Origin of the sequence: Candidatus Sulfotelmatobacter sp. (assembly GCA_036500765.1) — a bacterium.
Lineage (GTDB): Bacteria > Acidobacteriota > Terriglobia > Terriglobales > Acidobacteriaceae > Sulfotelmatobacter.
In genome coordinates this window covers 99,190-125,059 of the sequence record DASYBM010000016.1, presented here as the reverse complement: position 1 = coordinate 125,059, position 25,870 = coordinate 99,190, and the positions used below count along the sequence as shown (strand labels likewise).

General features: G+C 57.3%; 23 protein-coding genes. 9 read left to right on the top strand and 14 right to left on the bottom strand.

The features are described 5' to 3' along the window. The first annotated feature begins 391 nt into the window (after positions 1-391). Both VGM18_17610 and VGM18_17605 read left to right on the top strand, forming a co-directional pair. The gene (locus tag VGM18_17610) at positions 392-1,225 is read left to right on the top strand and encodes a HAMP domain-containing sensor histidine kinase (GenBank protein ID HEY3974827.1); all 834 of its coding nucleotides are present in this window, start codon (positions 392-394) and stop codon (positions 1,223-1,225) included. After that, positions 1,222-2,628, top strand: a complete 1,407-nt coding sequence (locus VGM18_17605; protein ID HEY3974826.1) for a sigma-54 dependent transcriptional regulator — start codon at positions 1,222-1,224, stop codon at positions 2,626-2,628. The genes VGM18_17610 and VGM18_17605 overlap by 4 nt, the downstream gene beginning before the upstream one ends. A gap of 277 nt (positions 2,629-2,905) precedes the next feature. Here the strand turns inward: VGM18_17605 and VGM18_17600 are convergent, their stop codons facing one another. Next, a complete protein-coding gene (locus tag VGM18_17600; protein HEY3974825.1) occupies positions 2,906-6,544 on the bottom strand; it encodes an SBBP repeat-containing protein in 3,639 nt (1,212 codons plus the stop codon). Positions 6,545-7,401: 857 nt separating this feature from the next. Between VGM18_17600 and VGM18_17595 the strand changes: the two genes are divergently transcribed. Beyond that, a complete protein-coding gene (locus VGM18_17595) occupies positions 7,402-7,773 on the top strand; it encodes a PilZ domain-containing protein (protein ID HEY3974824.1) in 372 nt (123 codons plus the stop codon). Positions 7,774-7,912: 139 nt separating this feature from the next. On the opposite strand, the gene VGM18_17590 is transcribed toward VGM18_17595, so the two are convergent. The 5 genes from VGM18_17590 to VGM18_17570 all read right to left on the bottom strand — a co-directional run bounded on the left by VGM18_17590 (position 7,913) and on the right by VGM18_17570 (position 10,962). Beyond that, complete coding sequence (locus VGM18_17590; protein HEY3974823.1) at positions 7,913-8,044, bottom strand: hypothetical protein; 132 nt, start codon at positions 8,042-8,044, stop codon at positions 7,913-7,915. After that, positions 8,041-8,949, bottom strand: a complete 909-nt coding sequence (gene ccsA, locus VGM18_17585) for a cytochrome c biogenesis protein CcsA (GenBank protein HEY3974822.1) — start codon at positions 8,947-8,949, stop codon at positions 8,041-8,043. Before ccsA ends, VGM18_17590 begins: the two co-directional genes overlap by 4 nt. After that, the gene (locus VGM18_17580; protein HEY3974821.1) at positions 8,946-9,623 is read right to left on the bottom strand and encodes a heme exporter protein CcmB; all 678 of its coding nucleotides are present in this window, start codon (positions 9,621-9,623) and stop codon (positions 8,946-8,948) included. Before VGM18_17580 ends, ccsA begins: the two co-directional genes overlap by 4 nt. Further along, the gene (locus VGM18_17575; protein HEY3974820.1) at positions 9,620-10,282 is read right to left on the bottom strand and encodes an ABC transporter ATP-binding protein; all 663 of its coding nucleotides are present in this window, start codon (positions 10,280-10,282) and stop codon (positions 9,620-9,622) included. Before VGM18_17575 ends, VGM18_17580 begins: the two co-directional genes overlap by 4 nt. Positions 10,283-10,491: 209 nt before the next feature. Continuing rightward, positions 10,492-10,962 carry a cytochrome c maturation protein CcmE gene (locus VGM18_17570; GenBank protein ID HEY3974819.1) on the bottom strand — a complete coding sequence of 157 codons (471 nt, stop codon included), beginning with the start codon at positions 10,960-10,962 and terminating at the stop codon, positions 10,492-10,494. Positions 10,963-11,150: 188 nt separating this feature from the next. On the opposite strand from VGM18_17570, the gene VGM18_17565 reads away from it, so the two are divergent. Next, on the top strand, positions 11,151-11,702 hold the full coding sequence (locus VGM18_17565) for an inorganic diphosphatase (protein ID HEY3974818.1): 552 nt from the start codon (positions 11,151-11,153) through the stop codon (positions 11,700-11,702). Positions 11,703-11,708: 6 nt separating this feature from the next. On the opposite strand, the gene VGM18_17560 is transcribed toward VGM18_17565, so the two are convergent. Beyond that, entirely contained in the window at positions 11,709-12,446 is a 738-nt protein-coding gene (locus VGM18_17560) for a carboxypeptidase regulatory-like domain-containing protein (protein HEY3974817.1), read from the bottom strand. A 17-nt stretch (positions 12,447-12,463) separates the two neighbouring features. Next, a complete protein-coding gene (locus tag VGM18_17555; GenBank protein HEY3974816.1) occupies positions 12,464-12,742 on the bottom strand; it encodes a hypothetical protein in 279 nt (92 codons plus the stop codon). Between the two features lie 355 nt (positions 12,743-13,097). Here VGM18_17555 and VGM18_17550 point away from each other — a divergent pair, with 355 nt between their 5' ends. From VGM18_17550 to VGM18_17540, 3 genes are read left to right on the top strand one after another with little or no spacing between them, the layout of a single operon-like run. Beyond that, on the top strand, positions 13,098-13,505 hold the full coding sequence (locus tag VGM18_17550) for a GntR family transcriptional regulator (GenBank protein ID HEY3974815.1): 408 nt from the start codon (positions 13,098-13,100) through the stop codon (positions 13,503-13,505). 4 nt (positions 13,506-13,509) lie between these two features. Then, entirely contained in the window at positions 13,510-14,379 is an 870-nt protein-coding gene (locus VGM18_17545; protein HEY3974814.1) for a slipin family protein, read from the top strand. Between the two features lie 36 nt (positions 14,380-14,415). Then, complete coding sequence (locus tag VGM18_17540; protein HEY3974813.1) at positions 14,416-14,865, top strand: biopolymer transporter ExbD; 450 nt, start codon at positions 14,416-14,418, stop codon at positions 14,863-14,865. Between the two features lie 64 nt (positions 14,866-14,929). On the opposite strand, the gene VGM18_17535 is transcribed toward VGM18_17540, so the two are convergent. Next, positions 14,930-16,969, bottom strand: a complete 2,040-nt coding sequence (locus tag VGM18_17535; protein HEY3974812.1) for a M13 family metallopeptidase — start codon at positions 16,967-16,969, stop codon at positions 14,930-14,932. Between the two features lie 227 nt (positions 16,970-17,196). On the opposite strand from VGM18_17535, the gene VGM18_17530 reads away from it, so the two are divergent. Further along, positions 17,197-18,855, top strand: coding sequence for a peptidase S10 (locus tag VGM18_17530; GenBank protein HEY3974811.1), 1,659 nt, complete (start codon positions 17,197-17,199; stop codon positions 18,853-18,855). Between the two features lie 96 nt (positions 18,856-18,951). After that, entirely contained in the window at positions 18,952-20,562 is a 1,611-nt protein-coding gene (locus tag VGM18_17525) for a tannase/feruloyl esterase family alpha/beta hydrolase (protein ID HEY3974810.1), read from the top strand. 81 nt (positions 20,563-20,643) lie between these two features. Here VGM18_17525 and VGM18_17520 read toward each other — a convergent pair whose 3' ends face one another. The 5 genes from VGM18_17520 to VGM18_17500 all read right to left on the bottom strand — a co-directional run bounded on the left by VGM18_17520 (position 20,644) and on the right by VGM18_17500 (position 25,766). Next, entirely contained in the window at positions 20,644-21,828 is a 1,185-nt protein-coding gene (locus VGM18_17520; protein ID HEY3974809.1) for a D-alanine--D-alanine ligase family protein, read from the bottom strand. A 4-nt stretch (positions 21,829-21,832) separates the two neighbouring features. After that, entirely contained in the window at positions 21,833-22,429 is a 597-nt protein-coding gene (locus VGM18_17515) for a hypothetical protein (protein ID HEY3974808.1), read from the bottom strand. A gap of 9 nt (positions 22,430-22,438) precedes the next feature. After that, the gene (gene rocF, locus VGM18_17510; protein ID HEY3974807.1) at positions 22,439-23,377 is read right to left on the bottom strand and encodes an arginase; all 939 of its coding nucleotides are present in this window, start codon (positions 23,375-23,377) and stop codon (positions 22,439-22,441) included. Positions 23,378-23,503: 126 nt separating this feature from the next. Next, positions 23,504-24,832 carry an asparagine--tRNA ligase gene (asnS, locus tag VGM18_17505; protein HEY3974806.1) on the bottom strand — a complete coding sequence of 443 codons (1,329 nt, stop codon included), beginning with the start codon at positions 24,830-24,832 and terminating at the stop codon, positions 23,504-23,506. A 109-nt stretch (positions 24,833-24,941) separates the two neighbouring features. Further along, the gene (locus VGM18_17500; GenBank protein ID HEY3974805.1) at positions 24,942-25,766 is read right to left on the bottom strand and encodes a sugar phosphate isomerase/epimerase family protein; all 825 of its coding nucleotides are present in this window, start codon (positions 25,764-25,766) and stop codon (positions 24,942-24,944) included. Positions 25,767-25,870: the final 104 nt, after the last annotated feature.

The window sequence follows — 25,870 nt, the reverse complement described above, 5'->3', positions numbered from 1 at the left end:
TCTCAGGCAAATACGGCAAGAAACCCCGTATTTTGACTGTATGCTCCGCATCTTCTATCCGGAAATCCCTAAAAGGGCGGCAGTTTCCCCGTCTTTAATTCGCTTTTGATTCGCCTCGGCAGAGCGCTGGGCTTCGAGACGTTAACCTCGAAAAGTGCAAGCTTTTGCTACACTTGGGTAATTCCCGTGCATTTTCCGTTGACAACAATTTGTGGCTGTCATACGATTTTCTGAATGGCGGTCTGTTCTGAGATGAACAGGTCCGATTTCCCCCTCTCCCCGTTAACAACCTGTGGTTTCCCTAATGGCCACTGTCCAAAAGAACCCGTGTGTTTCCGACCCGGAAGAGCCTTTGGCATCCGTGCCGGCTGGCGCTCGTCCTGATGAGGATGTGCCTAGCCCGGAAACATTGCTACAGGAATACAAGGCTCTGCGCGAACGTTACCAACGCACGACTAACGCTCTGGCCTCGGCCGCCCACGACCTGAAAACGCCTCTGTCGATTCTGAACGGCTACGTTGAAGTGCTGTACAGTGAGAAACTCGGTCCACTTACCGACAGGCAGCGCGAAGTGCTTCAGGATATGCAGTCCAGCGGAAAGCGCCTGCAACAGTTCATTCAGGATTTTCTAACCTACAGCGCCCTTGAAACCGGCGGGCTGCGAATGCAGTTTGAACCGGGAAACATCAACGACTGCCTGTCGGAAATGTGCCGCATGTGGTCGAATCGCTTTCAGGGAAAAGGGCTGGCACTATATTTTCTGGCCAACGACAAGCTCCCGGTGTTTCCCTTCGATTCTCCGAAGCTGGAGCGCGTGATCTCGAACCTGTTGGAGAATTCCTTCAAGTTCACCCCGCAGAGCGGCACGGTGTGGCTGCACGCGGAACCCTATATGTGGGAACGTCGCGCCTCGGCGCAACCTTCGACCGCCGAGCGCCGCCGTCAGAATGTTTCCCATCCCAATTCGGTGAAGGTCAGCGTTTCCGATACGGGTCCGGGAATTCCGGCGGAATTTCATCTGGAAGTTTTCGACGACTTTTTCCGCCTTCCCGGCAACCAATCTCAGGATGGCATGGGGTTAGGCCTGGCCATCGCGCGCCGCCTGGTGCAAGGCATGGGCGGCAAGATCTGGGTGGAAAGCGATTCAGGCGCGGGCTGCAAGTTTTCCTTCCTCATCCCTTACAAACCAGTCACAGCCGCCGCCAGCAAAGGAAAAAATCGATGAAGCCAACCGCCAAGATTCTGCTGGTGGACGATGAACCCGGCATGCTCCGCTATATCAAGACATTGCTGGAAGTGGACGACTACAAAGTCGAAACCGCCACCACCGGCGAAGAAGCCTTGCTGCGCGTCGAAAAGGGCTTGCAGCCCGACCTGGTGCTGCTCGATGTGCTCATGCCCGGCATTGACGGCTTGCAGACGCTCGAGCAAATGCGCCAACTGCAACCCGGAGTCAAAGTCGTGATGTTGTCGTGCGTCAACGACACGCGCAAAGTCGTACACGCGATGAAACTCGGCGCGCAGGATTATCTCACCAAGCCGTTTCAGAAAGCGGAACTCGACGCCGTCATCGATCTCAGCCTCGGACAGGGAAAGCAGAGCTACAGCGGAGAGGTAGAAGAGCTTGCCGACGACGTGTTCTTTATCGCGGCGAGTCCCGCCATGCGAAAGATTCGCTCGCAAGCCGCGCTGGTGGCCAATGTCGACATTCCCGTACTCCTGCTCGGCGAAAGTGGAACCGGCAAAGAAGTGCTCGCGCGCCTGATTCACAAGCTTTCTCCGCGCGCCCACCGCACGTTTCTGAAGGTGAACTGCGCCGCGGTTCCCGCCGATCTTCTCGAAAGCGAACTTTTCGGTTATGAGCAGGGCGCCTTCACGGGCGCGAACCACGCCAAGCCGGGAAAGTTCGAGCTGTGCAATCGGGGAACGATTCTGCTCGACGAAATCGGTGAGATGCCGCCCTCCCTGCAAGCCAAGCTTTTGCACGTTTTGCAGGACGGGCAGTTTTCGCGCCTGGGAAGCCGCACCGTCATCAAAGTCGACGTGCGCATCCTGGCGGCCACTAACATTAACATCCCGGAAGCGCTCGCCAACAAACGGTTGCGCGAGGATCTCTACTATCGGCTGAACGCCTTCACCATGCAGATTCCGCCGCTGCGTGAGCGCAAGGAAGAGATTCCCATTCTGCTTAAACATTCCATGACGCGCATGGCCGAGCGTTACGCCCGCGCGCCATTGCCGCTGTCTCCGGCGCTGCTGCTGGCCTGCCAGAATCATTCCTGGCCGGGCAACCTCCGGGAGTTGAATAACTTCCTGAAGCGCTATCTGATTCTCGGGGATGAGAATCTGGCGGTCACCGAACTTCTACCCCGTAACGATGGCAATGGCGGATTGCCTGGAGATTCTTCTGCCCGCGCCGGCGATGCGGGCGGATTGAAATCTCTGGCGCGCACCGCCAAAGACGAAGCCGAGGCGCAAGCGATCACCCAGGCACTGGAACAAACGAATTGGAACCGCAAGCAGGCCGCGGCGATTCTCCAGATCAGCTACAAGGCTCTGCTCTACAAAATCCGGCAGTACGGCATTGCCGAAGCCCGGGGCCACCACAAGCTGTCGGCGGGCGCGTAGTTTTTTGGTGGGCGTCAGGCGCCGGCCTTCAGGATTGGTAAGAACCTCATCGAAATTTCACAGCGAGAGGCTTGCCTACGCATGCAGTGTCACGTCCTGGGTGCCATATCCGTCGCGGTTTTCGATGGATCGGCCTTACCAGCGCCCTCTGGAGAGAATGTGGGAGCGAGATCGTGGTTCCAACTCGTCGAAACCCACGACGAGTGGGTCAGCCTGTTCCGTAACGGTGTCGGCGAAATGCAACGACGCCAGCCCTCGCTTTTCGTCTCGCCTGCGACTACGGTACTGCCAGCGTGATGTTTTGACTTTTGACATCAGCGCCCGATGTGGCTGTGACCGTGATCGTGTAGTTGCCTGCGGGGGTGCCGCTGACCGGGGGGACGCTGGTTGAGCTGCTGCATGCAGGTTGCAGCAGGAGCAGCGCAAAGAGCGCGCAGAACATCAGAATTCCCAACGCGCGTTGCCGCCGGCGTCCGCCGCCAACCCCCACTCCCAGCATAGTCAGTCCAGGAACTGCCAGCCAGATCGCATAGAAATGGCGCGTCAGCAAGCTAGTGGTCGTCACCACCGGCCGCGCCGTTGTCGTGATATCGAGCGTCGAAGATCCCGCACCCTCCAACGTGACCGATTGCGTGGAGAAGTTGCAAGCCGCCCCGGTGGGTAGTCCGGTGCAGGCCAGCGAAATGGCATGGGAATATACCGGGTTGGGCGAGAGATTCACGGTGTAGGGGGCTGTGTCCCCTGCCTGCAATACGCTGTTGCTGGGTGGCGCGACCGACATCCTGAAGTCCGACATTTGCGCCGGCACCTGAGCGTGCGCCAGCACAATGTTGCCCTGGGTCGTGGCCTGCACGTTGCCGCCATTGAACGAGCCTTGCGTTCCCTGGGCGTTTGGCGTGGGCGTTAACACAATCGTAACGGTCGCGGTTGAGCCCGCCTGAAGGGCTTGAAGCGGGCAACTCACATTGGCGCTGGTTGAGCCTCCACCGCACGTTACTCCATTGGCGCTCGCCGAAACAAACGTGACCGGAACTCCCGTGAGATTGTCGCTCACCGTGATACCGCTCGCAGCATCAGGTCCGTTATTGGTCACAATATAGGTGAACGTTGCCTGGCTGCCAGCGTCGATAAATGTCTGATTGGTGCCTTGAAACAACGTGCCGACGATCGACATGCTCAACGCGGGTCCGAATTGGGTTACAAATGCATCGTAACCGCCATTGTTGGTTGAACCATTGATGCTCCCATATTGGCCGAGCGCTTCTTGCAGCGGGAACAGCGTAGTGGAATTGGTATCCCCGGCGAAATACGCGTTCTGATTAGTATCGATTGTGACGCCGGTGCCCTGGTCGGTACCGGTGCCGCCAAAGTAATTCGCCCAGGATGAAACCGTCTGCTGGCCGGTTATCGCGACCGTGTTCAGCCGGGCCATAAAGGCATCCTGCGGTCCCTGGAGAGTGCTCTGAATGGGGTTGGAGGGCGGAGATACCGGAAAATCGATCGACTGCGTCCATCCCGTCACGACTGCGCCGCTGGAGGAGTCCACGGCGATCGCCAGTCCGGCTTCGTTCAGGCTTCCTCCCAGATAGGAGAAATAGTTGAGCGCCACATTACAAGATCCGTTTGTACAGCTCCCAACGGCATTTGTAGGATTGGTCAGGCGTGCCACAAAGGCGTCGTTCTGAGGATTGGCGGGCGGCGTACAAGGCGTGCCTAAGGTCGGGTTTACCGGAGTGTCGAGGCAGCGTTGATACGCAGCCGTATTATTGACCGTGGCGACAGTGGTTCCAATGTCGGTGGAGTTCGTGGTTCCCACAATGTAGACATTGGCCGCGCCGCTATCAAGCGCAACGCCTGAGCCAGAGTCGGTCCCGGTGCCGCCCACGTACGTCGACCAGACCAGTTGCTGTGCCGGGGAAATGTTGGGGTTCAGGTTGAGCTTGGCCACAAACGCGTCCGGATCGGTCGTAGTCGTGGAGGTCGTGCATGTTTGAGGACTTACGATAATGGAAGGAGGCGGCTGATCCAGACATGGCTGGTAGGCATTCAGGATGGGGAAGTCAGTCGCGCTGGAGGTTCCTGTGTAGAGAAAGTTTGTTGTGCCAGTGAAGTAGACAATGCCGTTGCTGTCGACGGCAATTCCGCCGCCCGTAGCAATGGGATCGGGAGTCGTGTCAAACACTCCACCGCCAAAATAGGTCGAATACGCAATGCTGTTGGTGCGAAATCCGAGCGTATTCACCTTGGTCACGAAAAATTGAGCCAGGCCCGGCGCGCGCGACAGGTTCTGATATGGCACGCCCTGCGGCAGATTGCTGGCCGGGAATTGATCGCTGGCGGAAGAAACATCTGTCGAAGTGGTCGTTCCGGTCACGTAAACATCGCCGGACGCATCAATGGCCATCCCACTGGCGATGTCGGTACCATTGCCGGACAGATAAGACGAATACAGCAGGACAGTCGCGTCGAACTGCAATTCGGTCACAAACGCATGCGTGCCCGCGCTCGCCGGAGAGGTCTGATACGCATTCGTTCCGGTCGTCGGGAAAAGGGCGGAAGTCGTTGTCCCCGCCACATAAGGATCGCCCCGCTGGTCGACTCCGATTCCGACGGGGTAGTCGATGCCTTCGCCACCGAGGTAGGTCACGTAATCAAGCACAGCAGCGATCGAGCCGAGTGGCGGGGTGATCTTAGCGACATAAACGTTCTGCGCACCCGCCGTGCTGTTCAGCGCAGGCTGGAATAGGCCGGGAACGGTAGGAAGATTCGGCGAAGTCGTCGAACCGGCCAGATAAATGTTGAAAGAACCATCGACCGCGATCGACGAAAAATGCTCGTCCCCGCTGCCGCCGAAGTAAGTGGAGAAGCTCAAGATGGGATCAATCACCAGCTCGCGCGCGTGATCGTAGGCGCCGATCGCGAATCCCGCTCGGCGATCGCCGCGCAGCACGAACTTGCCTTCGACTGTTTGCTGGCGCCCTGCGATTTCCTGGTAGATGCGTGGCGCCTCCAGTTGCACGCTACCGCCCTCGCCTTGAATCACGAGCGCTCCATTCTTTAATTGGAGGTGCTTCGCTCCGTTAAATTCAAGTTCGGCTTGCTGTGGATCGGCTCCGGGGGCAACCTGGAAATCGTATTCGAGACGTCCTTGATTTCCGTAAAAAACGAGATTGATTCCGGGATAAATATTCTCGTAGCGCACGCGGGCATATTGCGGCACACCAGTTTTCCACTTCGCGGGATCATTGCCGAGAAAATAGTTGCTCTTGCCGGGCAGCAGCTCCGTCCCGCTGATTTTGGGATTGTGATTGGCCCCAGCCAACTTCATCTCCACCGACTCGACCCGGCTCGGGGAGGCTTCGTATTTACTCGACTTGCTTGCGCTAGCCGATGCTTTGGCTTCGGCTTTCCGATCCGGGGAGACCAGACTAAGGATCGCGCCCTCCGTCCCCAGAAAAAGGCTATAGCCCGAGCCACGCGTCACAAACTTCGCTCTGGGGTCGGTCGCATCCAGATTCCCTTGTCCCCGGTTGGGTTCGAAGATCAGGGGCAGTCCGGCCAGCAGTGAGCGCGCCCGCGAATTCGCATCCGCCTTGGCTTGGCCCCACAGCCTCTGCGAGGGCATTGCCAGGCCAGACGGCATCGGCGCCTCAGCAGTCATCCGTTCGGCGATCGTCCGTTCGGCGATCGTCTGTTCAGCAACGGCTTGCTCGGTAGTCGCTCGCTCAGAGAGCGTTGGCCGAGAAATCGTGGAAATCCTGGTTGCAGCCGACTGGACCGGGGCGTTCGCGGCGACTGGGCGTGAGCGGGAACCCCACCCGAGAACTGCGCATCCTGCGCCGAGCAGTACCAGCCCAGCCACCAGAATGCGAACTCGTACTACGGATGTTCCCAACCAACGGTGATTCACGTTCACTCGTTCCTCCGATGCGGTGCAAACCAATATTCGTTCGCGTTCCGATCCTGCGCGTTCCGATCCTTCGCTGCGATCAATCGCGTTCAGAACAATTTTTCGCCTAGCGTCAGTGGAGAGACTTAGGACGGCGCACACATCCATCGAGCCTCGCGCCGGCGAACCTGAGCGCGGCTTGCGTGTCACTGGAAACTGGCGGAAAAATTAAATAACTACTTAAACATCTGACGAATAGACAAGTCAAGCGACCCTCGGCTGGGCAGGGTGCAACTTGGCTTACGCGCCGAGCCAGCGAAGCGGGAAATCTCTTCGACTCCGCCCGAAAAACGGCTGCGCTCAGGATGAGACCGCAACTAGGCATCGGTAAAGTCTAATGACTACTCCCGCCCACTCCAAGATTCGTCAGATGCGGTTGATGGCGAGGAAAGATGCCGAGTGGTAGCACAAAAGTGCCGTGACGCCGACGGCAACAGGAAAAAGAACGAACAACTTTCCGCAATTGCTTGCAGGGATGCGCTCGTCTCCGGGGTCGCGCAATTCCTCAAACCGCTCATTCTTAGTGGGAAAACCTACGACTCTCTCGCCGCGCAGATGGCAGCGGGATTGCTTGTCAGATCACTGAGCCATGCGCATGCGTGCGTCCTCCCGCGGCTCGCGAACGGGGTTTGTTCCGAAATCCGAACAGAATAACCGAATCAGTTCCAACCGCATTTTGCTGTTGCAAACTGCTGTTGTTTCTATACATTGAGGGCTACAAGGCCGCGTCCAGTCGAAACGCAGGCCGGTTGTTCAGACATTAAGCCGTATATTGTGCTCGTTTGTCTTAAGTACTACGCGCTTTTGGCGAGGCGCGCCCAGACATGCAATCGAATTCACAGGAACGGCGGACGATGCGACGGTTTGACATGCGGCTGCCCGCCATTGTTCGCGAAGGCGCGAGCGAGGTTCATACCGAAACTCAGAATGTCAGCGCGCGCGGCGTTTTCTTTTATCTTGATCGCGCCATCGAGGCTGGCACCAAGCTGGAAGTCACTCTGACTTTCCCTCCGCACATCACGCTCACCGACGCGGTCCGCGTCCGCTTCACCGCGCGCGTGATCCGCGTAGAACAACCCCTGCCTTCCGCCCGCGTTGGCACCGCCGCCATGATCGAAGACTACGAGTTCCTCCGCTCCGGCGGCAGCCCCGACTTTCTGGCCGCCCTGCAGGCGGAGTGGAAAACGTCGAACTGACCCATGTAGGGCGGACACTCCTGTCCGCCGCGGTTGATCTTGGGTTGGATCTTGTTTTTGGGTTCCACCTGGGCGGAAATGGTACTGACCACCTAAAAATCAAAATCAAAGTCAAAGGCGGCGGACAAGAGTGTCCGCCCTACACTTTCTTTCCCAATTCTTTCTGCTGCTGGCGCAGTCGAGCGAATCTTCGAACCAGGGTGCCGAGATAAATTCCGTGGATTGTCCATGTGGCGATGTAAGCGGCGATGAGAAATTTGATGGCGTTCATCGTGAACTCCGAGTGAGAGGCAGACTGGCCTTGGCCGCCTCTCCTGTTCCGACCAGTGATTCCATGGCGTGCGCCTCTTCGATCTCACGCGATAGCACTTCCAAGCGGAAGCGCGACCAGCACACTAGAAATGCAAAACACAGAAACGCCATCCAACTGATGAGCAGCACATGCAGCATACGCGGATCCATCGAACCGCCGCCGCCGATCACGGGCTGCGGATGTTGCGTGCGGAAGAACCAGATCGAAAAATAAACCAGAGGAACATCCAGCGCCCCGAAGACGGCCAGCGCCGCCGCCATCATCTGGGTCTGCGCACTGTTGGAAAAGCGCCGCAGCACCAGGTAACTGACATAAATCAACCACAACACCAGCGTCGAAGTCAGACGAATATCTCCCGGCGCCCACCAGATGCCCCACACCGGCCGCGCCCAGATCGGGCCTGTAACCAGCACGATGGTGCAAAAAACCACGCCCACCTCGGCGCTCGTAACGGCAAGAACGTCAAGCTGGTCTCCAGGAAAGAGCCATCCGATCAGGAAATAAAATGCCGGAATCATCAGCACCGTCGTGGCCACGGCGCTGGGACGCATGCCCGCCGGGATCATGGCCTGCACCTGTGGCAGGAAACAGGCGATCGTTCCCACGACTCCGATTGCAATCACAATCCACTTCGCCGCCGTTTTCGTCGCAGCCTTGCTACTCGCAAGATATTGGATCGAAGCAATGAAGTTGATGAAGAACAGCAAAAACGCGGTCCACGCCGAGGGCACGTGATAATAAATGATGCGGTAGACATCGCCCTGCTGGGCGTCAGTCGGCGTGCTCTTGCTGAGGGCGAGATATAGGGCGTAGGCCAGGAATAGCGCCGTCAGAACCGCCAGGATGGGGAAGAGCCGTTTCATTCCGCGTGCAGAATTTTTTCGAATAATGCCAGACAAGCTGTAGTAAACACCACATCGTAGGTGAGAAGCAACACGATGTAGAAGTGCGCCGAGTCTTCGCCGGTCAGAATCGAGGTAGTGGCCGCAACCATGGCGATCACGGCCGGAATCGAAATCGGAAACAGCAGCAGTGGCAGCATGAGTTCGCGGTTGCGGGTACGCAACGACATAGCCGCAAAAAATGTTCCATTTACCACTAGCGCCCAGGTTCCGAACACCGCGACCGGAATCAGTTGCCACGCCGGACCCAAGACTCGCAGATTGTAGAAAATTACGAACAGCGGCGTCATCAGGGCTTCCAGCACGCTTACGAAAATAAAATTGCCCACTGCCTTGGCCAGAAATAATGCATTTGCCGGCGCAGGAGAAACCCGGTAGGCATCGAGAACCTGATTCCGCAACTCGCGCGCCCAGGTCTGGTTGAGCGCCACCACGGCCGCAAACAGGAACGCGACCCATACCAGTCCGCCCACAATGTGCCGCGACTCTTCCGCCAGCGGATCGAACGAGAACACGAAGATCACCACCACCAGCAGCGAAAAGAAGAGCATCGAGTTGAGCGCGTCTTTCGACCGCCACTCCAGCCGGATATCTTTCACCAGCGTCGCCGCCATTACGGCCCAGAGCGAATTCATGGCGTCACCGTCCGAGCCAGAGTTGCCGTCCGGTCGACGATTTGGCCAGCGTGCATCCATACGAATTCGTCGGCGACGCCTTCGAGCAGCGAAGTCTGATGTGTGATCACGAACACTGTCTTCCCCGCATCGCGCATTCCCTTGAGCAGCGCGACCATGGCTTGTGCCGATTGCGCGTCCACGTTTGAGAATGGCTCATCCAGCAGTAGCACCTTCGGATCGTGCAGAATCGCCCGCGCCAGCGACATCCGCTGGCGCATCCCTTGCGAATACTGGCCAACCGCGCGCGTCAATTCCGGATCGAGGCCCACGGCGCGAATCACTTCTAAGCAACGTGCATCGCCTGCAATGTTATAGAGCCGCGCGAAATACCGCAGATTCTCCATCCCGCTCATCTCGTCATAAAGGAGTGACGGGTGCGCCATGTAGCCGATATCACGGCAGGCATCCTGCGGCGTGCGTCCAAAAATCGAAATCTCTCCCCGCGTCGGTTGCGCGAGGCCGGCCAGCGCACGCAGCAGCGTGGTCTTCCCTGCTCCGTTCTCGCCGAGAATCGCGTGAAAGCGTCCCGCGTCGAACTCGGCGCTCACGCCGCGCAACGCGGCAAAGCGTCCAAACTGCTTGATGATGTTGCTGACCGTGATGATGGGAGCAGTCACAGCAACGAATCTATGGATTCCGAGTGCTTTTTGCAAAGGTAGGAATCGCGAGAGGCAAGGGGTAGAACGTTGACCGGACGGCTTCCGGAAACCGGCGCAGATCGCCAGCAGCAGGTCCCTCGACTCCGCCTTGCGATCGATGAAGCCGATTGCAAGGCTGCGCCGGGGATGACAATCTATTTGAGAACAAACAATAGAGTCGCGCGGTGCTAGTTGGCAGCGCCCGTGGGCGTGCTCTGCATCTGGGTCATGCTCTTGGCGGGTTCAGCGGCCGGCTTCGGCCCCGGCGTGCCCGGCTGTGGAGCGTATTTCGAGGCACATTTCGCCTGCAACTGTTTGGCGTGGAACACGCCGTCGCGGTCAAAGCGCCCATCGGCCAGCGCCTGCGAGTCGTCTTTGAAAGTGTCGGGCGGCGCTTCGGTCCCGGTGTAGTCCACATGGAGAGTTTGATCTTCTTCCATCAGCACGAACTGCACGTGCGTCCCCACTCGTTGGATCGAGCCGGGCTGTACGTTTCCCGCAACCCGCAGGCGTTTCGAGTACGCGCCGTCGCCCATTTTGTGCAGCTCTTTGATGGTGACGTAGTAACTCTTACTGTCCTGCACGCCGGTGTAGGCGAGATAGCCGAGCAGCAGGACAATCACTGCCGTCGCGCCACCGAACTTGAGATAAGTATTCATAGAATTGTTCGAGATAACCGCCCGAAGGAAATTCAAGTCACTCTCAAACTCTACGCGTCAGCGGCGGGAGAATCAAGATTACTGTGGAGGGGGAGCTACTTGGGAATGCGTCAACCACGAAGGACACGAAGGCAAGCCAGACGCCGGTGCGTCATCCGGTAGAATGATGAAGCGGCCTCTCCTTCATTATGATCCATCCCTGGCACGACGTTACCCCCGGCGATAAGCTTCCCCAGGAATTCGATTGCGTTATCGAGATTCCGTTCGGCTCCAGCGTGAAGTACGAACTGGACAAGTCGAGCGGCCTGATCCGGCTTGATCGCATCCTCTATTCGGCGGTGTACTATCCGGCGAATTATGGGTTCATTCCGCAAACTCTCGCCGAAGACGATGACCCGCTCGACGTGCTGGTGCTCTGCCAGGAGCCGGTTGTCCCGCTGACTATTATTCATGCGCGCGCTATTGGCTTGATGACCATGATCGACGCCGGCAAACAGGATCATAAAATCATCGCAGTCGCGACCGAAGACCCGGAGTTCAATTCCTACCGCGAGGCGGCCGAGATGCCGCCGCATCGCTTGCTCATGCTGCGACGCTTTTTTCAGGATTACAAACAACTGGAAGGCAAGGCCGTCGAGGTCGATGAGATACGCCCCTCCCGCGAAGCGTATCCCATCATCCTCGACGCGCTGCACCGCTACAGCGAACAACGCCGCAAAGGCTTCAAGGTCGCGAAGTAACCGCCTTCACATTCCCTTGAAGACAAAATTTATTTCCCTCGTCTCGTTCGCACCGATCGTCACCGTCTGCGTCGACGTGCCGAGCTTCTCGTGCCATGCTTTAATCGTGTACGTGCCCGGCGGCAGATTGCTCAGGTCGAAGCCTCCGTCCTTGCCTGTCACCGCGAAGAACGGATGCTTGAACACTGCAATGTAGCCGCGCATCCAGGGATGCACATTGCACTTCACCGGAATCGCAATCTCCTCCCGCGCGAAGGCCTCTTCCAGTTTCGATCCGGGCGGCTCGGCCTTGTTCCACTCGCGATTGTTCGCCGGCTGCGGATGAATGTTGTGCGACGTGGCATCGTCATTCACCAGCTCCAGCGGCTGATTCGCCCGCACTGCCAGGACGTGCGGCTGATACAAACATCCTTTCTGCTCGACCACCACCGGCTGGCTGGGCGCGTCAAACGTGCGGTCGCCTAACCCTTCGGAGACGAAGACGATCACATTCTGTAAATCGCCCTTCGCATCCGTGATTACTTCCTGCGCCATGACGGGGGAGGGATGTTGTTTGGCGCAGACCGGATCCGCCGACATGCTAATAGCTTTGGCCACGGGAACTTTGCCTTCGAAGCGTATAACGCCTCGAACCGAAGTTCCCGTGGCCGACGGGGGAGGGCCGCCCGCTCTCGCCGCATGGGGCGCCGAAATGCAAGCCACGGCAATGAGAACAAAGATTGACGCCAACTTCTTCGAATCCATTAGTTTCGAACCCATCATCATTTCACCTCGTTATAGCCACGCTGATATCCGGCGATGAAGGAGGCGCGATCTCCTTCACTCGACCAGCGTGCAACCGTGGGACGGAGCTGCCGTCCAGCGGCGAGATCGAGTTTGCCCACGTAAAGGCCGTCGCGGAATGCTCCGTCCGTTGCCAAACGCGGATCGCTGTTTTTTATTTGTCTTGCGGCGCCACTATTTGTGGCATTCGTTGCCAGGAGTGCCGTTGTCCCCAGGCAGACTGCGGCTGCTAATGCGATACTGAAAATTTTGTCCATGTCATGCTCCTTGTTTATCGTTAACCTTCCCGAGCGCACTTCTGCCCCGGCTCGACCGCAAGTTCTTGCGGCCGGTAATCCGTTCAGTTGCAGGGATCTCGGCTCGATTCTTCCGTGCTCGATTGAGTAGAGACTAGGACAGGCGCATGCAAGGATTGTCACTGCTCGGTCATTCATCGGTCATTTCATGGTCATCTTCTTGTCAGGCCGATGTCTGTGACGTCTTGCCAATGTCAGTTACAGGTAGCCGCGAAATAATCTGCAATTTTTCTTTGAGAATATTGCCCACCGAAATCTCGCCGAGCGCCCAAAAACGCTTGACATATTGAACTATTTCTATAGTACACTAATACACATGGGGAAAAACACCCAGAGCGCCGTTAGCTTCCAGTTCGCTCTCGACCTGCACAGCGGTGTCCCGGTCTACCGGCAGCTCATCGATCGGGTTCGCGGCGGCATCGCCTCTGGTTCGCTCGCTGCCGGGGACCAGTTGCCGACAGTCCGGCAGCTCGCGGTCGATCTGGCGATCAATCCCAACACAGTCATGCGGGCTTATCGGGAACTGGAACTGGGCGGGCTGCTCGAAACTCATCAGGGCACGGGAACATTCATCGCGAATAAGAAAGTGGAAAAGAACTCGGCTGAACGCGAGCGCCAATTAAGCCAGATGGCTGGAGAATTCGCGGCCCGCGCCGGCGCCGCCGGATTTGACCTGGAAGATTTGATCGAGCGTTTGCGCGACTTGCTACCTAAAAGGAGATAACGTCATGGCGAGAATCCAACTCAACGAGACCAACGGTGTAGCCCGCATGCTGTTTGCCGTCAGCCTGGTTACGGGCCTCCTGGTGGCCAGGGCGGTAAACCATCCCGCTCCGGCGATTGTCGGAGCGGTAGTGGGACTTTATTTTTTGTTCGCGATTAAAGTCGTGCGCCAGTGGGAAAAAGTCGCCGTGCTGCGCCTGGGACGCTACGTCGGGCTGCGCGGTCCCGGCTGGTTCCACATTATTCCGGTCATCGAGACGCTCAGCCCCTATGTCGACCAACGCGTGCGCGTGGCCAGCGTGTCGGCTGAATCCACACTGACCCGCGACACCGTCCCGGTGAACGTTGATGCCATTGTTTTCTGGATGGTGTGGAATGCCGAGAAATCCATTCTCGAAGTCGAGAATTTTATTGACGCCATTAACATGAGCGCGCAAACTGCGCTCCGCGAATCCATTGGCCGCCATGAACTGGCGCAGATGATTACCGAACGCGAAACCATGGGACGCGAATTGCAACGCATCCTCGACGAGAAGACGAACCCGTGGGGCATCACCGTGCAGTCGGTGGAAATCCGGGATGTGAAAATTCCGCAAGGCCTCGAAGACGCCATGTCGCGCCAGGCGCAAGCCGAGCGCGAGCGCCAGGCACGAATCATTCTGGGCCAGGCCGAAAAAGAAATTTCCAACAGCTTCGTCGATGCCGCGTCCTCGTACGCGGAAAACCCGGTCGCTCTTCATTTGCGCGCCATGAACATGCTGTATGAAGCCATTAAAGAAAAAGGCTCGATGGTCATCGTGCCATCGTCGGCCGTCGAGACCATGGGCCTCGGCGGAACGCTGGCAACCGCATCGCTCGGCGGAGCCAAACCATAACAATTCCACTTGAATAGGTCGAAAGGAGCAAAACGTATGAAGCAGTTACTATCAGTGTCTTTGGTTGTCTTAACCTTAGCAGCCTACGCTGTACCGAATGCTGCAGCGCAATCTCCGGGCCTGCAAAAAGGGGTCAGCGTGCGGTTGGCGGCCTCTACCAATGCAGCACCCATGCCTGAGGCAGACAATGAAAACGCCTTCATCGTCACCGTTACCGATGAAGGAACCGTCTATCTTGGAGTCAATCGAATCATGCTGCCCGATCTGAAAGAAAAGGTCCGAAGCACTCCGCTACAACGCGGACAGAAGCTCTACATCAAAGCCGACGCTCGGGCGCCTTATGCCAAAGTACTGGAGGTTCTGGACGCTACGCGAACGGGAGGAGTGGCACCGCAAGTCCTGCTCACCGCGCACACCGGCCCATCCGCGCCGGGAACGATCGTACGGCCAGAAGGGGTGGAAGTACGGCTGGGACCTCCACTCTAGATTTTTCGATAACGCGAGGGGAAGGGCCGGGAGAGCCTCTAGATTCCCGGCCCTTTTTTCAACTTCACCAAACGTGGCAGGCGTTCTCGGCGACCATCGGCTGACCCGCTTTGCAGTTCCACGCTTTCTGGAACTCCGGCATATTCTGCACCACCCCGTCCACGCGATACTTGCCCGGCGAATGCGGGTTGGTGCTGACTTGCATCCGCAGGAACTCGGGTCGCTGCTTTTCGCACCACACGCGCCCGAATCCCAGGAAGAAGCGCTGCTCGGGGGTGTAGCCATTGATGCTCTGCCCTTCCTTGCCCGTCTTGTCTTCGGCAATCATGCGTTCGAGCGCCGCTAGAGCAATGCGCGCACCGCCATTATCGGCAGTGTTCTCGCCGAGCGTGAGACGTCCGTTCAGCTTCAGGTTATCGACTGCGACGAAGTTTGAATATTCATCGGCCACGCAACTCACACGCTTTTCGAATTCTTTGCCATCCTGCTCGGTCCACCAGTCGCGGAGATTGCCCTGCGGATCGAACTTACGGCCCTGATCGTCGAAGCCGTGCGTCAGTTCGTGGCCAATCACCAGGCCGATGCCGCCGAAATTAACGGCGTCATCCATGGTCTTATCGAAAAACGGAGGTTGCAGAATGCCCGCTGGAAACACAATCTCGTTCTCCGAGCCGCTGTAATAGGCATTAACCTCGGGCGGAGTCATGCCCCACTCCTTGCGATCGAGCGGCTTGTCGATCTTGGCAATCTGGCGCTTGGATTCGAATTCATTGGCGCGCTGCACATTTCCCAGCAGGTCGTTGGCCTTGATCGTCACTGAACTGTAATCGCGATATTGGTCGGGATATCCAATCTTGTTGCGGATCGCCTGCAACTTCACTTTGGCCTGCTTCTTGGTGTCGTCGCTCATCCACGAAAGGCTTTGAATGTCCTCGTCGAGCGACTCCTCGAGCGCGGCCACCATCTTCAGCATGCGCTGCTTGCCCTCGGCGCCGAAGGTAGCCTCGACGTAGCGTTGTCCTAAAGCCTCGCCTAACGAATTGTCCACCAGGCCAACGCAGCGCTTCCAGCGATCCTGATTCTGCTTCTGCCCGGTCAGGGCCTGGCGCATCTTGAAATTCGCTTCGACGAACGGCTGCGAGAGCCACGGAGCAGATCCGCGCAGCACGTGCCACGTCACATAAGTCTTCAGCGATTCAAGAGGCAGCGCGGCGATCACTCCATTCACTTGCCGGAAGAAATCGGGATTGGTGACGTTCATTGCGGTGAAGTTGGGCGCGCCCACGGACATGAAATAACGATTCAGGTAAAAATCCGGGGCCATCGCAACCGCTTCGTCTCGAGTCATCTTGTGGTCGCGATTCTTGGGATCGCGGCGCTTGGTGCGGTCCATGGAGTTCGCCGCCAGCAAGGTCTCTACCATCACAACCGTTTGCGCTGAACTAGCCGCCTGTTGCGGCGTCTGGCCCGCCAGCGTGAACAATTGTGTAATGTACCCGGCCAGGTGCTTCCGCATCTCGACCTTGTCGGCATCGTCTTTGATGTAATAATCGCGGTCCGGCAGCGAGAGTCCCCCTTGGTCGATGTAGGCGATTACCTGGTCGGCGTTGTGCAAGTCGGAATTCGAATAAAAATTGAACAGCGGGTTCGGTCCGATCAAGTGAATATGGGCAATCTCTTCGATCAGCGCGCTCTTGTCCTTAACCGCCGCAATGCGATCCAGTTCCGGCTTGAGCGGAGCGACACCCTTCGCGTCGACAGCTTTTTCATCCATGCACGAGCCGTAGAGGTCGCCGATCTTTTGATCGATGGCATTGCGCGCCGGGCCGCCGCTCGCGGCTTTCTCAAGAATGGTTCGCTCGACCACGAGATTGCTTTCGTCCAGTTCAGAAAAACTCTGCCACGCCGGACGATCCGAAGGGATCTCAGAATTTTTGATCCAGTTGCCGCACGCGTATTGGTAGAAATCCACGCAGGGATCGACGCTCTTGTCGATGTTGTCGACGCTGAATCCAGCGGCAGGCTTCGTGGACGCCGAAGATTGCGAAAAAACAGCAGCGGTCACCAATAATAAGAAAGCCGGCAAGAAACGGAACAGGCGCATGAGAAACATCTCCTTCAGTGCAAATCTTTAGGCGGTGCGATTCTAAGCCCGCGAGGCGAGGATGATCAAACGAAGAAACACAAATATAACCGGAATCGCACTTCCAAATCACCTTCGACAAGTTCCGGGCTGGCTTACGTAGCCGCCCCTGTGTCGGTGTACAATTCCTCGCACTCGCAAAATTGATGACGTTTGATGGCGACAACTTCTACGTTGGAACTTCAATTATGAAACGATCCTTCTCGATGCAGGCCGCGGTCTCGATTATCTTTGCCACTGCATTCTGTGGCCTATCTTTTGCCCAGCAGACTGAATCTCCCAAGCCTGCGGCTACGAAAAAGCCAGCGGCCGCTGCGCCGGCCGAGAAGCCCGCCGAAAGTGCGAGGAAGCCAGAGATCGCTCCCGAGCCGAAGCCCGCGATCCATGAAATTTCGGCAGACAACAAGGACAAAGACAAAGAAGAACACTACGACATGACGGAGATGCCCGCGGTGGTAACGCACCACCAGATCACTATCGAAGGAAAGCTTCTGAAGTACACGGCAACGACAGGGCATTTGCCGATCAAGCGCGGGGATGGTCGCATCGAAGCGGAGATGTTCTACGTCGCATACACGCTCGACGGGCAGGATGCAGGCAGACGGCCGCTAACGTTCGCCTTTAACGGCGGCCCAGGCTCGGCGTCGATTTGGCTGCACATGGGCGCCTTGGGCCCGCGCCGAGTTGTCCTGCAACCGGACGGCTTCATGCCTCCCGCGCCCTACCGCATGGAAGACAATCCTTATACGCTGCTCGACAAGAGCGACCTGGTGCTGATTGACGCAATCGGCACGGGGTTCAGCCGCGCCGCCGACGCCGAGCTGTTCAAGAAATTCTGGGGAGTCAAGGGAGACATCGAAGCCTTCAGCGAATTCATTCGGCTCTACATCACGCGCAATGAGCGCTGGACGTCGCCGTTGTTTCTGTTCGGCGAAAGCTACGGCACCACGCGCTCGGCAGGCATCGCCGGATATCTCGCCGACCGAGGCATCTCATTCAACGGCATCACGCTGCTCTCGACTGTGCTGAACTTCGAGACGCTGGAAGACAATTTTACAAATGACCAACCATACATTTTTCTGATTCCGTCGTTCACCATGATTGCGGGTTATCACCACAAGCTCGCGCCCGATCTGGCACAGGACATGAACCGCGCCCGGCGGGAATCTGAACAGTGGGCCTCGACCGAGTACGGGCGCGCGCTTGACAAGGGAGACTCCCTCACCCCGCAGGAGCGCCAGAAAGTCATCGACCAAATGGCCCGCTACACCGGCCTGACCAAAGAAGTGATCGATGAAGCCAACCTGCGCGTCAACGTACAGAAGTTCACCCACTACTTGCTCATCGATCAGAAACTTCGCGTGGGCCGCCTGGACGCACGCTACACTGGGCCCGATCCGAATGGGTTACTCGACACGCCGTTTTACGATCCAACCGGCGCAGCCACCGGGCCTCCGTTCACCTCGGTGTTCAACAACTACCTGCGCACGGAATTGGGATACAAAGTCGACATGCCTTACAACGTTCGCGCCCCGCGTGGCCCCAACGATACCTGGGATTGGGGATCGGCGAGCCAGGGATTTCCGGATACGGCGTCGGCCCTGCGCCAGGCGATCGTGAAGAATCCTTACTTGAAAATATTGGTAATGGAAGGCTATTACGATCTGGCGACGCCGTATTATGCCGCCAATTACACCGTCGACCATCTCAACCTGCCGCAGAAGTATCGCGAGAACGTTTCCTTTGCGACGTATGACGCCGGACACATGGTGTATCTGCCGATGGATGGCTTGAAGAAGATGAAAGCGGATGAGGCGGGGTTCATCGTGAAAGCCGGAGCCCCTTAACCACAGGGGACACAGAGCTTCGGGTGCCTCAGTGTAACTCTGCGACCTCTGTGGTTGAGAATTGTTCGTTGGGCTATAAGAACTGTGATGGGACAGATGAATTTCACATCCTCGCTGTTCCTCGCTAGTTTCCTGCTGGCTTCGATGGCCATTGCAGCCGCGCAGGATTCCTGCGAAAAATTGTCTGAGACGAATATTCCGGGCGCGAAGATCATCTTCGCCAAGACAATCTCTGCCGGAACCTTCGCCGGACCGCCCACGCCTTCCAGTGGACGCGATCTGACCGCGCCTTACAGAAATGTTCCCGCATTCTGCCGAGTTGTGGCGGTGGCGAAACCGACAGCGGATTCCGAAATTCGAATCGAAGTCTGGATGCCATCTTCCGGTTGGAATGGCAAGTTGCAAGGCCTTGGCAATGGCGGTTTCGCCGGACTCATTGACTTCGAGCAACTCGGCGCCGTCGTCAGCAAGGGATACGCGGCAACCGGCACCGACACCGGCCACACGGGATCTCCCATCGACGCGTCGTGGGCGCTGGGCCATCCCGAAAAAGTCATTGACTTTGGCCATCGCGGAATTCACGAGATGACGCGCGTCGCCAAAGAAGCGATCCATGCGTTTTACGGAAAGGCGGCGCAGCGCTCGTACTTTGCAGGATGCTCCGATGGCGGGCGTGAAGCCCTGATGGAAGCACAGCGCTATCCCACAGACTATGACGGCATTTTGGCCGGTGCTCCGGCAAACTACTGGACCGCCCTGTTCTCGAACGGCGTATATGATACCCAAGCGCTCACCCTCGATTCCGCGAGTTTCATTCCGCCGGCGAAAATCCCAGCGATCTCGGCGGCGGTGCTCGCCGCCTGCGACGAGCTCGACGGAGTGCGCGACGGAATCCTGAACGATCCCCGGCAGTGCCACTTCGATCCGGCAACGATCCTGTGCAAGGCCGGTGAAGACACGGAGAAATGCCTGACCGCGCCGCAAGCCGCCGCGCTCAAGAAAATCTATGCGGGTTCGATCGATTCGCATGGCCACGTAGTTTATCCCGGTTTTCTTCCGGGCGGGGAAGAGGGACAAGGCGGATGGGGGCTTTGGATCACCGGTTCATCTCCGAATCAGAGTCTGATCGCTTTCTTCGGATCAGGTTATTTTTCCAACATGGTCTATGAGAAAACCGAGTGGGACTACAAAACGTTCACGCTCGACGCCGGACTGAAGGCAGCCCAAGAAAAAACCGCCGCCGCACTCGACGCCGTTGACGCCGATATGCGGCCTTTCAAGGCGCGGGGTGGAAAGCTGATTCTCTACCACGGCTGGGATGACCCGGCAATTTCGGCGCTCAACTCGATCAACTATTATCAAAGCGTGATCGCGAAAATGGGCCGGCCCGATGCAGATTCATTCATGCGTCTCTACATGGTCCCTGGCATGCAGCACTGCGACAGCGGCCCGGGCCCAGATTCTTTCGGTCAAGTGGGGCGGATGACATTCGAAGATTCGCAGCACAGCGTGGCCGCCAGTCTGGAACGGTGGGTGGAGAAGGACACGGCACCCGGGACGATCGTGGCGTCGAAATATTCGGCCGATGCCGAGCACAAGACCACGATGACTCGGCCGCTGTGTCCATATCCCCAAGCCGCGAAATACAAGGGTAGCGGTGATACGAATAATGCGGCGAACTTTGTCTGTGCACCGGCGAAGAAATAGAAGCGCGTCTGCCGGCGTTAACTGTCGGTTTCAATCGTCGATTTCAATGAACAATCAAGAATCAACAATCATCAATTTTCCTCATCGGCTGTATTGATTCTTCTTCTTATCCTCGTGCCGCTCGATGCCAAGTTGAATCAGGCGGTCGATCAGATCGGCATAGTCCAGGCCGGAAGCCGCCCACAGCTTGGGATACATGCTGATCGCGGTGAACCCCGGCATAGTGTTGATCTCGTTCAGGAAAATCTTCCTCGTCTTTGGGTCCATCAGAAAATCGACGCGAGCCAATCCCGAGCAATCCACCGCTTGAAATGCGGCCACGGCCAGCTCCTGAACGTTGTTCGTCTCCCCCTTGTTGAGCTTGGCGGGAATAATCAGCTGCGAACCTTCGTCGACGTATTTCGCGGCGTAGTCATAGAACTCTTTGCCGGGAACGATTTCGCCGGGCACCGACGCGACGGGATCATCGTTGCCCAGCACTGAGCATTCGATCTCGCGGGCTTTGTCTTTCTTGCCGCCCACGCCCTGCTCGATCACAATTTTGCGGTCGAACTTCGCGGCTTCTTCGATGGCGGGGCCGAGTTCCTTCCGATTGTGCGCCTTGCTGATGCCGACTGACGATCCCAGATTCGCCGGCTTTACAAATACGGGATAGACCAGCTTGCTATCGACCAACCTCTGCACTCTCTTCGGATCGTTTCGCCAGGCGCCGCGCAGGGTTGTGACGTGTTTCACGACGGGAAGTCCGGCGGCGATGAACAGCGACTTCATAATGTCTTTGTCCATGCCAGCAGCTGAACCGAGCACGCCCGCGCCCACGTAGGGAATGTCGGCGAGTTCGAGTAGACCCTGGATAGTGCCGTCCTCGCCGAAAGTGCCGTGCAGCACGGGGAAGATGACGTCGACATTGATGGCGCGGTCGCTGGCGCGGCGCATCAGTCCGGCGTCGGTTTGAAAAGGTACCAATCCGCGATGCACCGGCTCGGGCGGGACTACCACTGCTTCACCGCGCGCCAGCACTGCCGCAGGCGAAGTAATGTCAGGATCGCCGGCGCGCAGGTGGCGCGGCTCGAGGACGAGTTTGCCACTCAGCAGATTTTCGGCATGCTCGGCCGTCAGCCAGCGACCGTCTTTGGTGATGCCAATAGGGACGACTTCATACTTCTCTTTATCGATCGCGTTGAGAACCGACGCGGCCGAGAGCAGCGAAACCTCATGCTCACCACTGCGTCCGCCGAATAAGATGCCCACTCGAATTTTTTCCATGGAGTTATTTCTCGAGGACAAAATAACAAACATCGGAGTGCGGATAATCTCTTATGAGTTCGTTTGGCAGTCCAGTAGCGCCAGCTAGAATTTGCTTCTTGTCTGAAATCCAACGTAGTTTTTCCACGTGGGCGTTATGTTGGTAGACTAACAGCACATCGCCATGCCGCATTGCCTTCCACACTATTTCCAGGTCCTGAAGGCAGACATGCTTCGCGCTCGGCTTGGAGCCGACGATACCGGTATCCGGGTCAACCAAGACTAGGTACCTCTCATGCCGGGGGCGCGTCCCGAGGGCTTCAGCAACGCTTTGGAAGTACTCTTTCCTACATCCGTTGTCGAAGGGTTCGGAGATCATCTTAATCTCACCGCTGAGCCCTTCTATGCGCGAACAGCGAGACAGTTCCGCATCGAGATTCTTCCACTCCTGCGTGAAGAATCTCCAGACTCCGTCGTTGATATCTTGAGGCTTCTCGCGAGGCCGTTTGGGCCGCGGGCGCAACATTGCGACGTGGAGTATTTTTCTATCTGGGCCTGACTCCCTCAGAGCTATTGTCCATTTCCACAGGTCTCTTCGGTCGCCATAGAAATCATCTCGCATGCGAACTCTCTACAGAATCTTTTTCCCAAACGCCGACAGCGCCAACTCCACTGCCAGGTCGGCAGTCTTGTTGTGCTCATCGATCACGGGATTTACTTCGACGATCTCGAAGCTCAACATGCGGCCGTGGTCGGCGATGATTTCCATAGCAAGGTGCGCCTCGCGGTAGGTCGCGCCGCCGCGGACGGGAGTACCCACCCCCGGCGCGTCCTCGGGATCGACCCAGTCCATGTCCAGCGAAATGTGGTAGCCGGCGGTGCCGCGACCGGCCATGCGCAGAGCCTCTTCCATCACCGTGCGCATGCCGCGTTCGTCAATGTCGCGCATAGTAAAAACGCCGATCCCGGCGCGGCGGACGTTTTCTTTTTCTACGGCGTCGATGTCACGCACGCCGACCAGCACGCAATTTTCCGGTTTCACTTTCGGGGAAAAATCGAAAATGTTTCCGAGTTCCGAAGGCCACAGGCCCATCAGTGCAGCGAGGGGCATGCCATGGACGTTGCCGCTGGGAGAAGAGTCGGGCGTATTGATATCGGTGTGGGCGTCGATCCAGATCAGACCCACGTGCTGATTCTGCCGGCGATAAAATTCCGCGACACCGGAGACCGTGCCGGCAGCCATGGAATGATCTCCGCCGAGCGCGAGTGGAACTTTGCCGGCTTCGAGCGTCTTCATCACGAGTTCCGCATGTTTAGTGCAGGTCGCGGTGATTTCTTTCAAATACTTGGCGTGGGTGTCGCCCTCTTTTTTCTGTTCCGGAATCGCCACAGGCACGTTGCCGCCATCTTCGACTTCATGGCCGAGCGCTTCGAGGCGTGCTTCCAGTCCGGCGACTCGAACAGCCGACGGTCCCATATCGACGCCGCGCCGAGACTGGCCAAGATCGAGGGGAACGCCGATGACGCGAATTTTTCTGGCAGAGCTGTTGGTGCTGGCAGATGTCGTCATAGGTTCAAGCGATTGAGTAATTTTGCAATTTGGTAATTGGGAAATTGAGAACCGAAATGCGCAGTTGGTTTTCAATTACGCAATTACTCAATTTCCCAATTACTCAATTCCAGTTCCAGGAGATTCTTACGGATAAAGCCTGTACAGCATTCTCGGAAACGGAATGGTCTCGCGCACGTGCTCCAGCCCACAGATCCAGGCAACGGCCCGTTCAATGCCCATGCCGAAGCCGCCGTGCGGCACGCTGCCAAACTTACGCAGATCGAGATACCACTTGAAAGCTTCTTCCGGCAAATTGTGTTCGTGGATGCGTTGCAGCAGCAATTCGTATGACGCCATGCGCTGCGATCCGCCAATGATTTCTCCGTAGCCCTCGGGTGCGAGCACATCGACGCACAGGGCCAGGTCCGGTCGTTGAGGATCGGGCTCCATGTAAAACGCCTTCACCTTCGCAGGATAGCGATGCACCATGACCGGCTTATCGAACTGCGCCGACAAGTATGTTTCGTCGGGCGATCCGAGGTCGCCGCCCCACTCGAATTTCGACTCCAGCGCGCCTTTGGCGTGGCCTTCCTGCAAATTCTTTACTGCATCGTCGTAGCTGATGCGCGGAAAGGGGGCCTCGATTTTCTCGAGTTTCGCAAGATCGCGGCCAATGGTTTGCAAATCCATGCGACGCTTTTCTAGACAACGTTTCACAATGAAAGTGATGAGACCTTCCGCGAGTTCCATCACATCATCGAGTTGAGCGTAGGCCACTTCAGGCTCGACCATCCAAAACTCAGTGAGATGCCGCCGCGTCTTCGACTTCTCCGCGCGAAACGTGGGGCCGAACGAATATACCTTGCCGAGCGCCATCGCTGTGGCTTCGACATACAGTTGGCCCGACTGTGTGAGGAATGCCTCTTCGTCGAAATAATCGACGGGAAACAGAGTGCTCGTGCCCTCGCATGCCGCCGGAGTAATAATGGGAGGATCGGTCAATGTAAATCCGCGTTCATCGAAGAAGTCGCGCGCCGCTTTAATGATTTCGGCGCGCACGCGGAGAATCGCCGCCTGCCGCTGCGACCGCACCCACAGATGCCGATGCTCCATCAGGAAGTCGGTGCCATGTTCTTTGGGAGTGATCGGATACGGCGTGGACTCCGGCACGCGCTGCACCACCTGCACGTTCGCCACATCGAGTTCGTAGCCGCCGTGGGCGCGTTTGTCGGCGCGAACTTTCCCTTCGACGATCACGCTCGATTCCTGCGTCAGCGTCTTAATGGCGTCAAACACTTCCAGCGGGACGGCATTTTTCGGGACGACCCCTTGAATAATTCCCGAGCCGTCGCGAAACTGCGGGAACAACAACTTCCCGCTCTCGCGCAGATTGTAGAGCCAGCCGCGAATGGTAACCGACTCGCCCTCGTGTTTGCCGATTTCTGCGATGGTGGTGACAGGTGAAGAAGACATAGTTGAATGGACGATCGGGTAATTGTGTAATTTGGTAATTGAGTAATTGAAACCACTGGCGGAGCGCGCAGCTTGAGATTTTCAATTACTCAATTGCTCAATTTCTCAATTACGCAATCTTCTCGAGTTTCTCAAACGTTTCTTCCAGTTTCTCCAGCGGATTCACTTTCTCATCTTCTTCGAGCTCTAGCAGCAGGGGCGGAGTTAGAGGCGCGGAACGCAGGAGCTCCATGGCTTCTTTCCAGTCAATGGTTCCCTGCCCCGGCCACAGATGCGAGTCTCTATTCCTGTCGTTGTCGTGCACGTGCGTGGAGCAGATGTGACTTCGCAGAATCTCGAATCCCTGCCGCACCGAGTTCTCCATATGAGCATGACCGAAGTCGAAGCATACGCCGACATCGTCGAAGTGCGCGCTGCGGATCAATTCCACCAGGCGATCGGGCGTGGAAAGTTCGTTAGGAATATTCTCCAGCAGAATGCGGACGCCCAGCGGCTTCGCAAACGCCCGCAGGTGTTCGATGGAGGTCATCGCAGCTTCGAATTTCTTATCGCTGAAACTTTCATTCGGAGCGCCCAGGTGCTGCACCAGGAAGCGGAAGGGAATCTGTTCGGCGATTTCGAGAGCCCGTTTGATCTCGTCCATGGCGTCGATGCGGGCGGCCCGGTCGATCGCCGCGATATTCACCGGCGGAGCCCCGGCTCGTCCCCACTCATAGTCGGCGTACAGGGGTGAGTGGACGGAATTGAGCGGAATGCCGCTGCCGCGAAACCAGTCCGCGATTTCTTTAACGTGCGCCTTGCGATTGGCGTAGTCGAGGTGCTGACGCGCCGCAAAAATCTCGACCGCCTGCACACCGCTGCGCGCGAGCCCATCCAGAATGCCGGGATGCAGACGCTCCTTCACGAAAAGATAGGTTGAAACTGCTCTCACCATGCAGGTCCCTTAGCAATTGTTGATTTTTGATTGTTGATTGAAAAATCCAACACCCCGCTGCCCTTGATTTTCAATCAACAATCAAAAATCAACAATCAGAAATC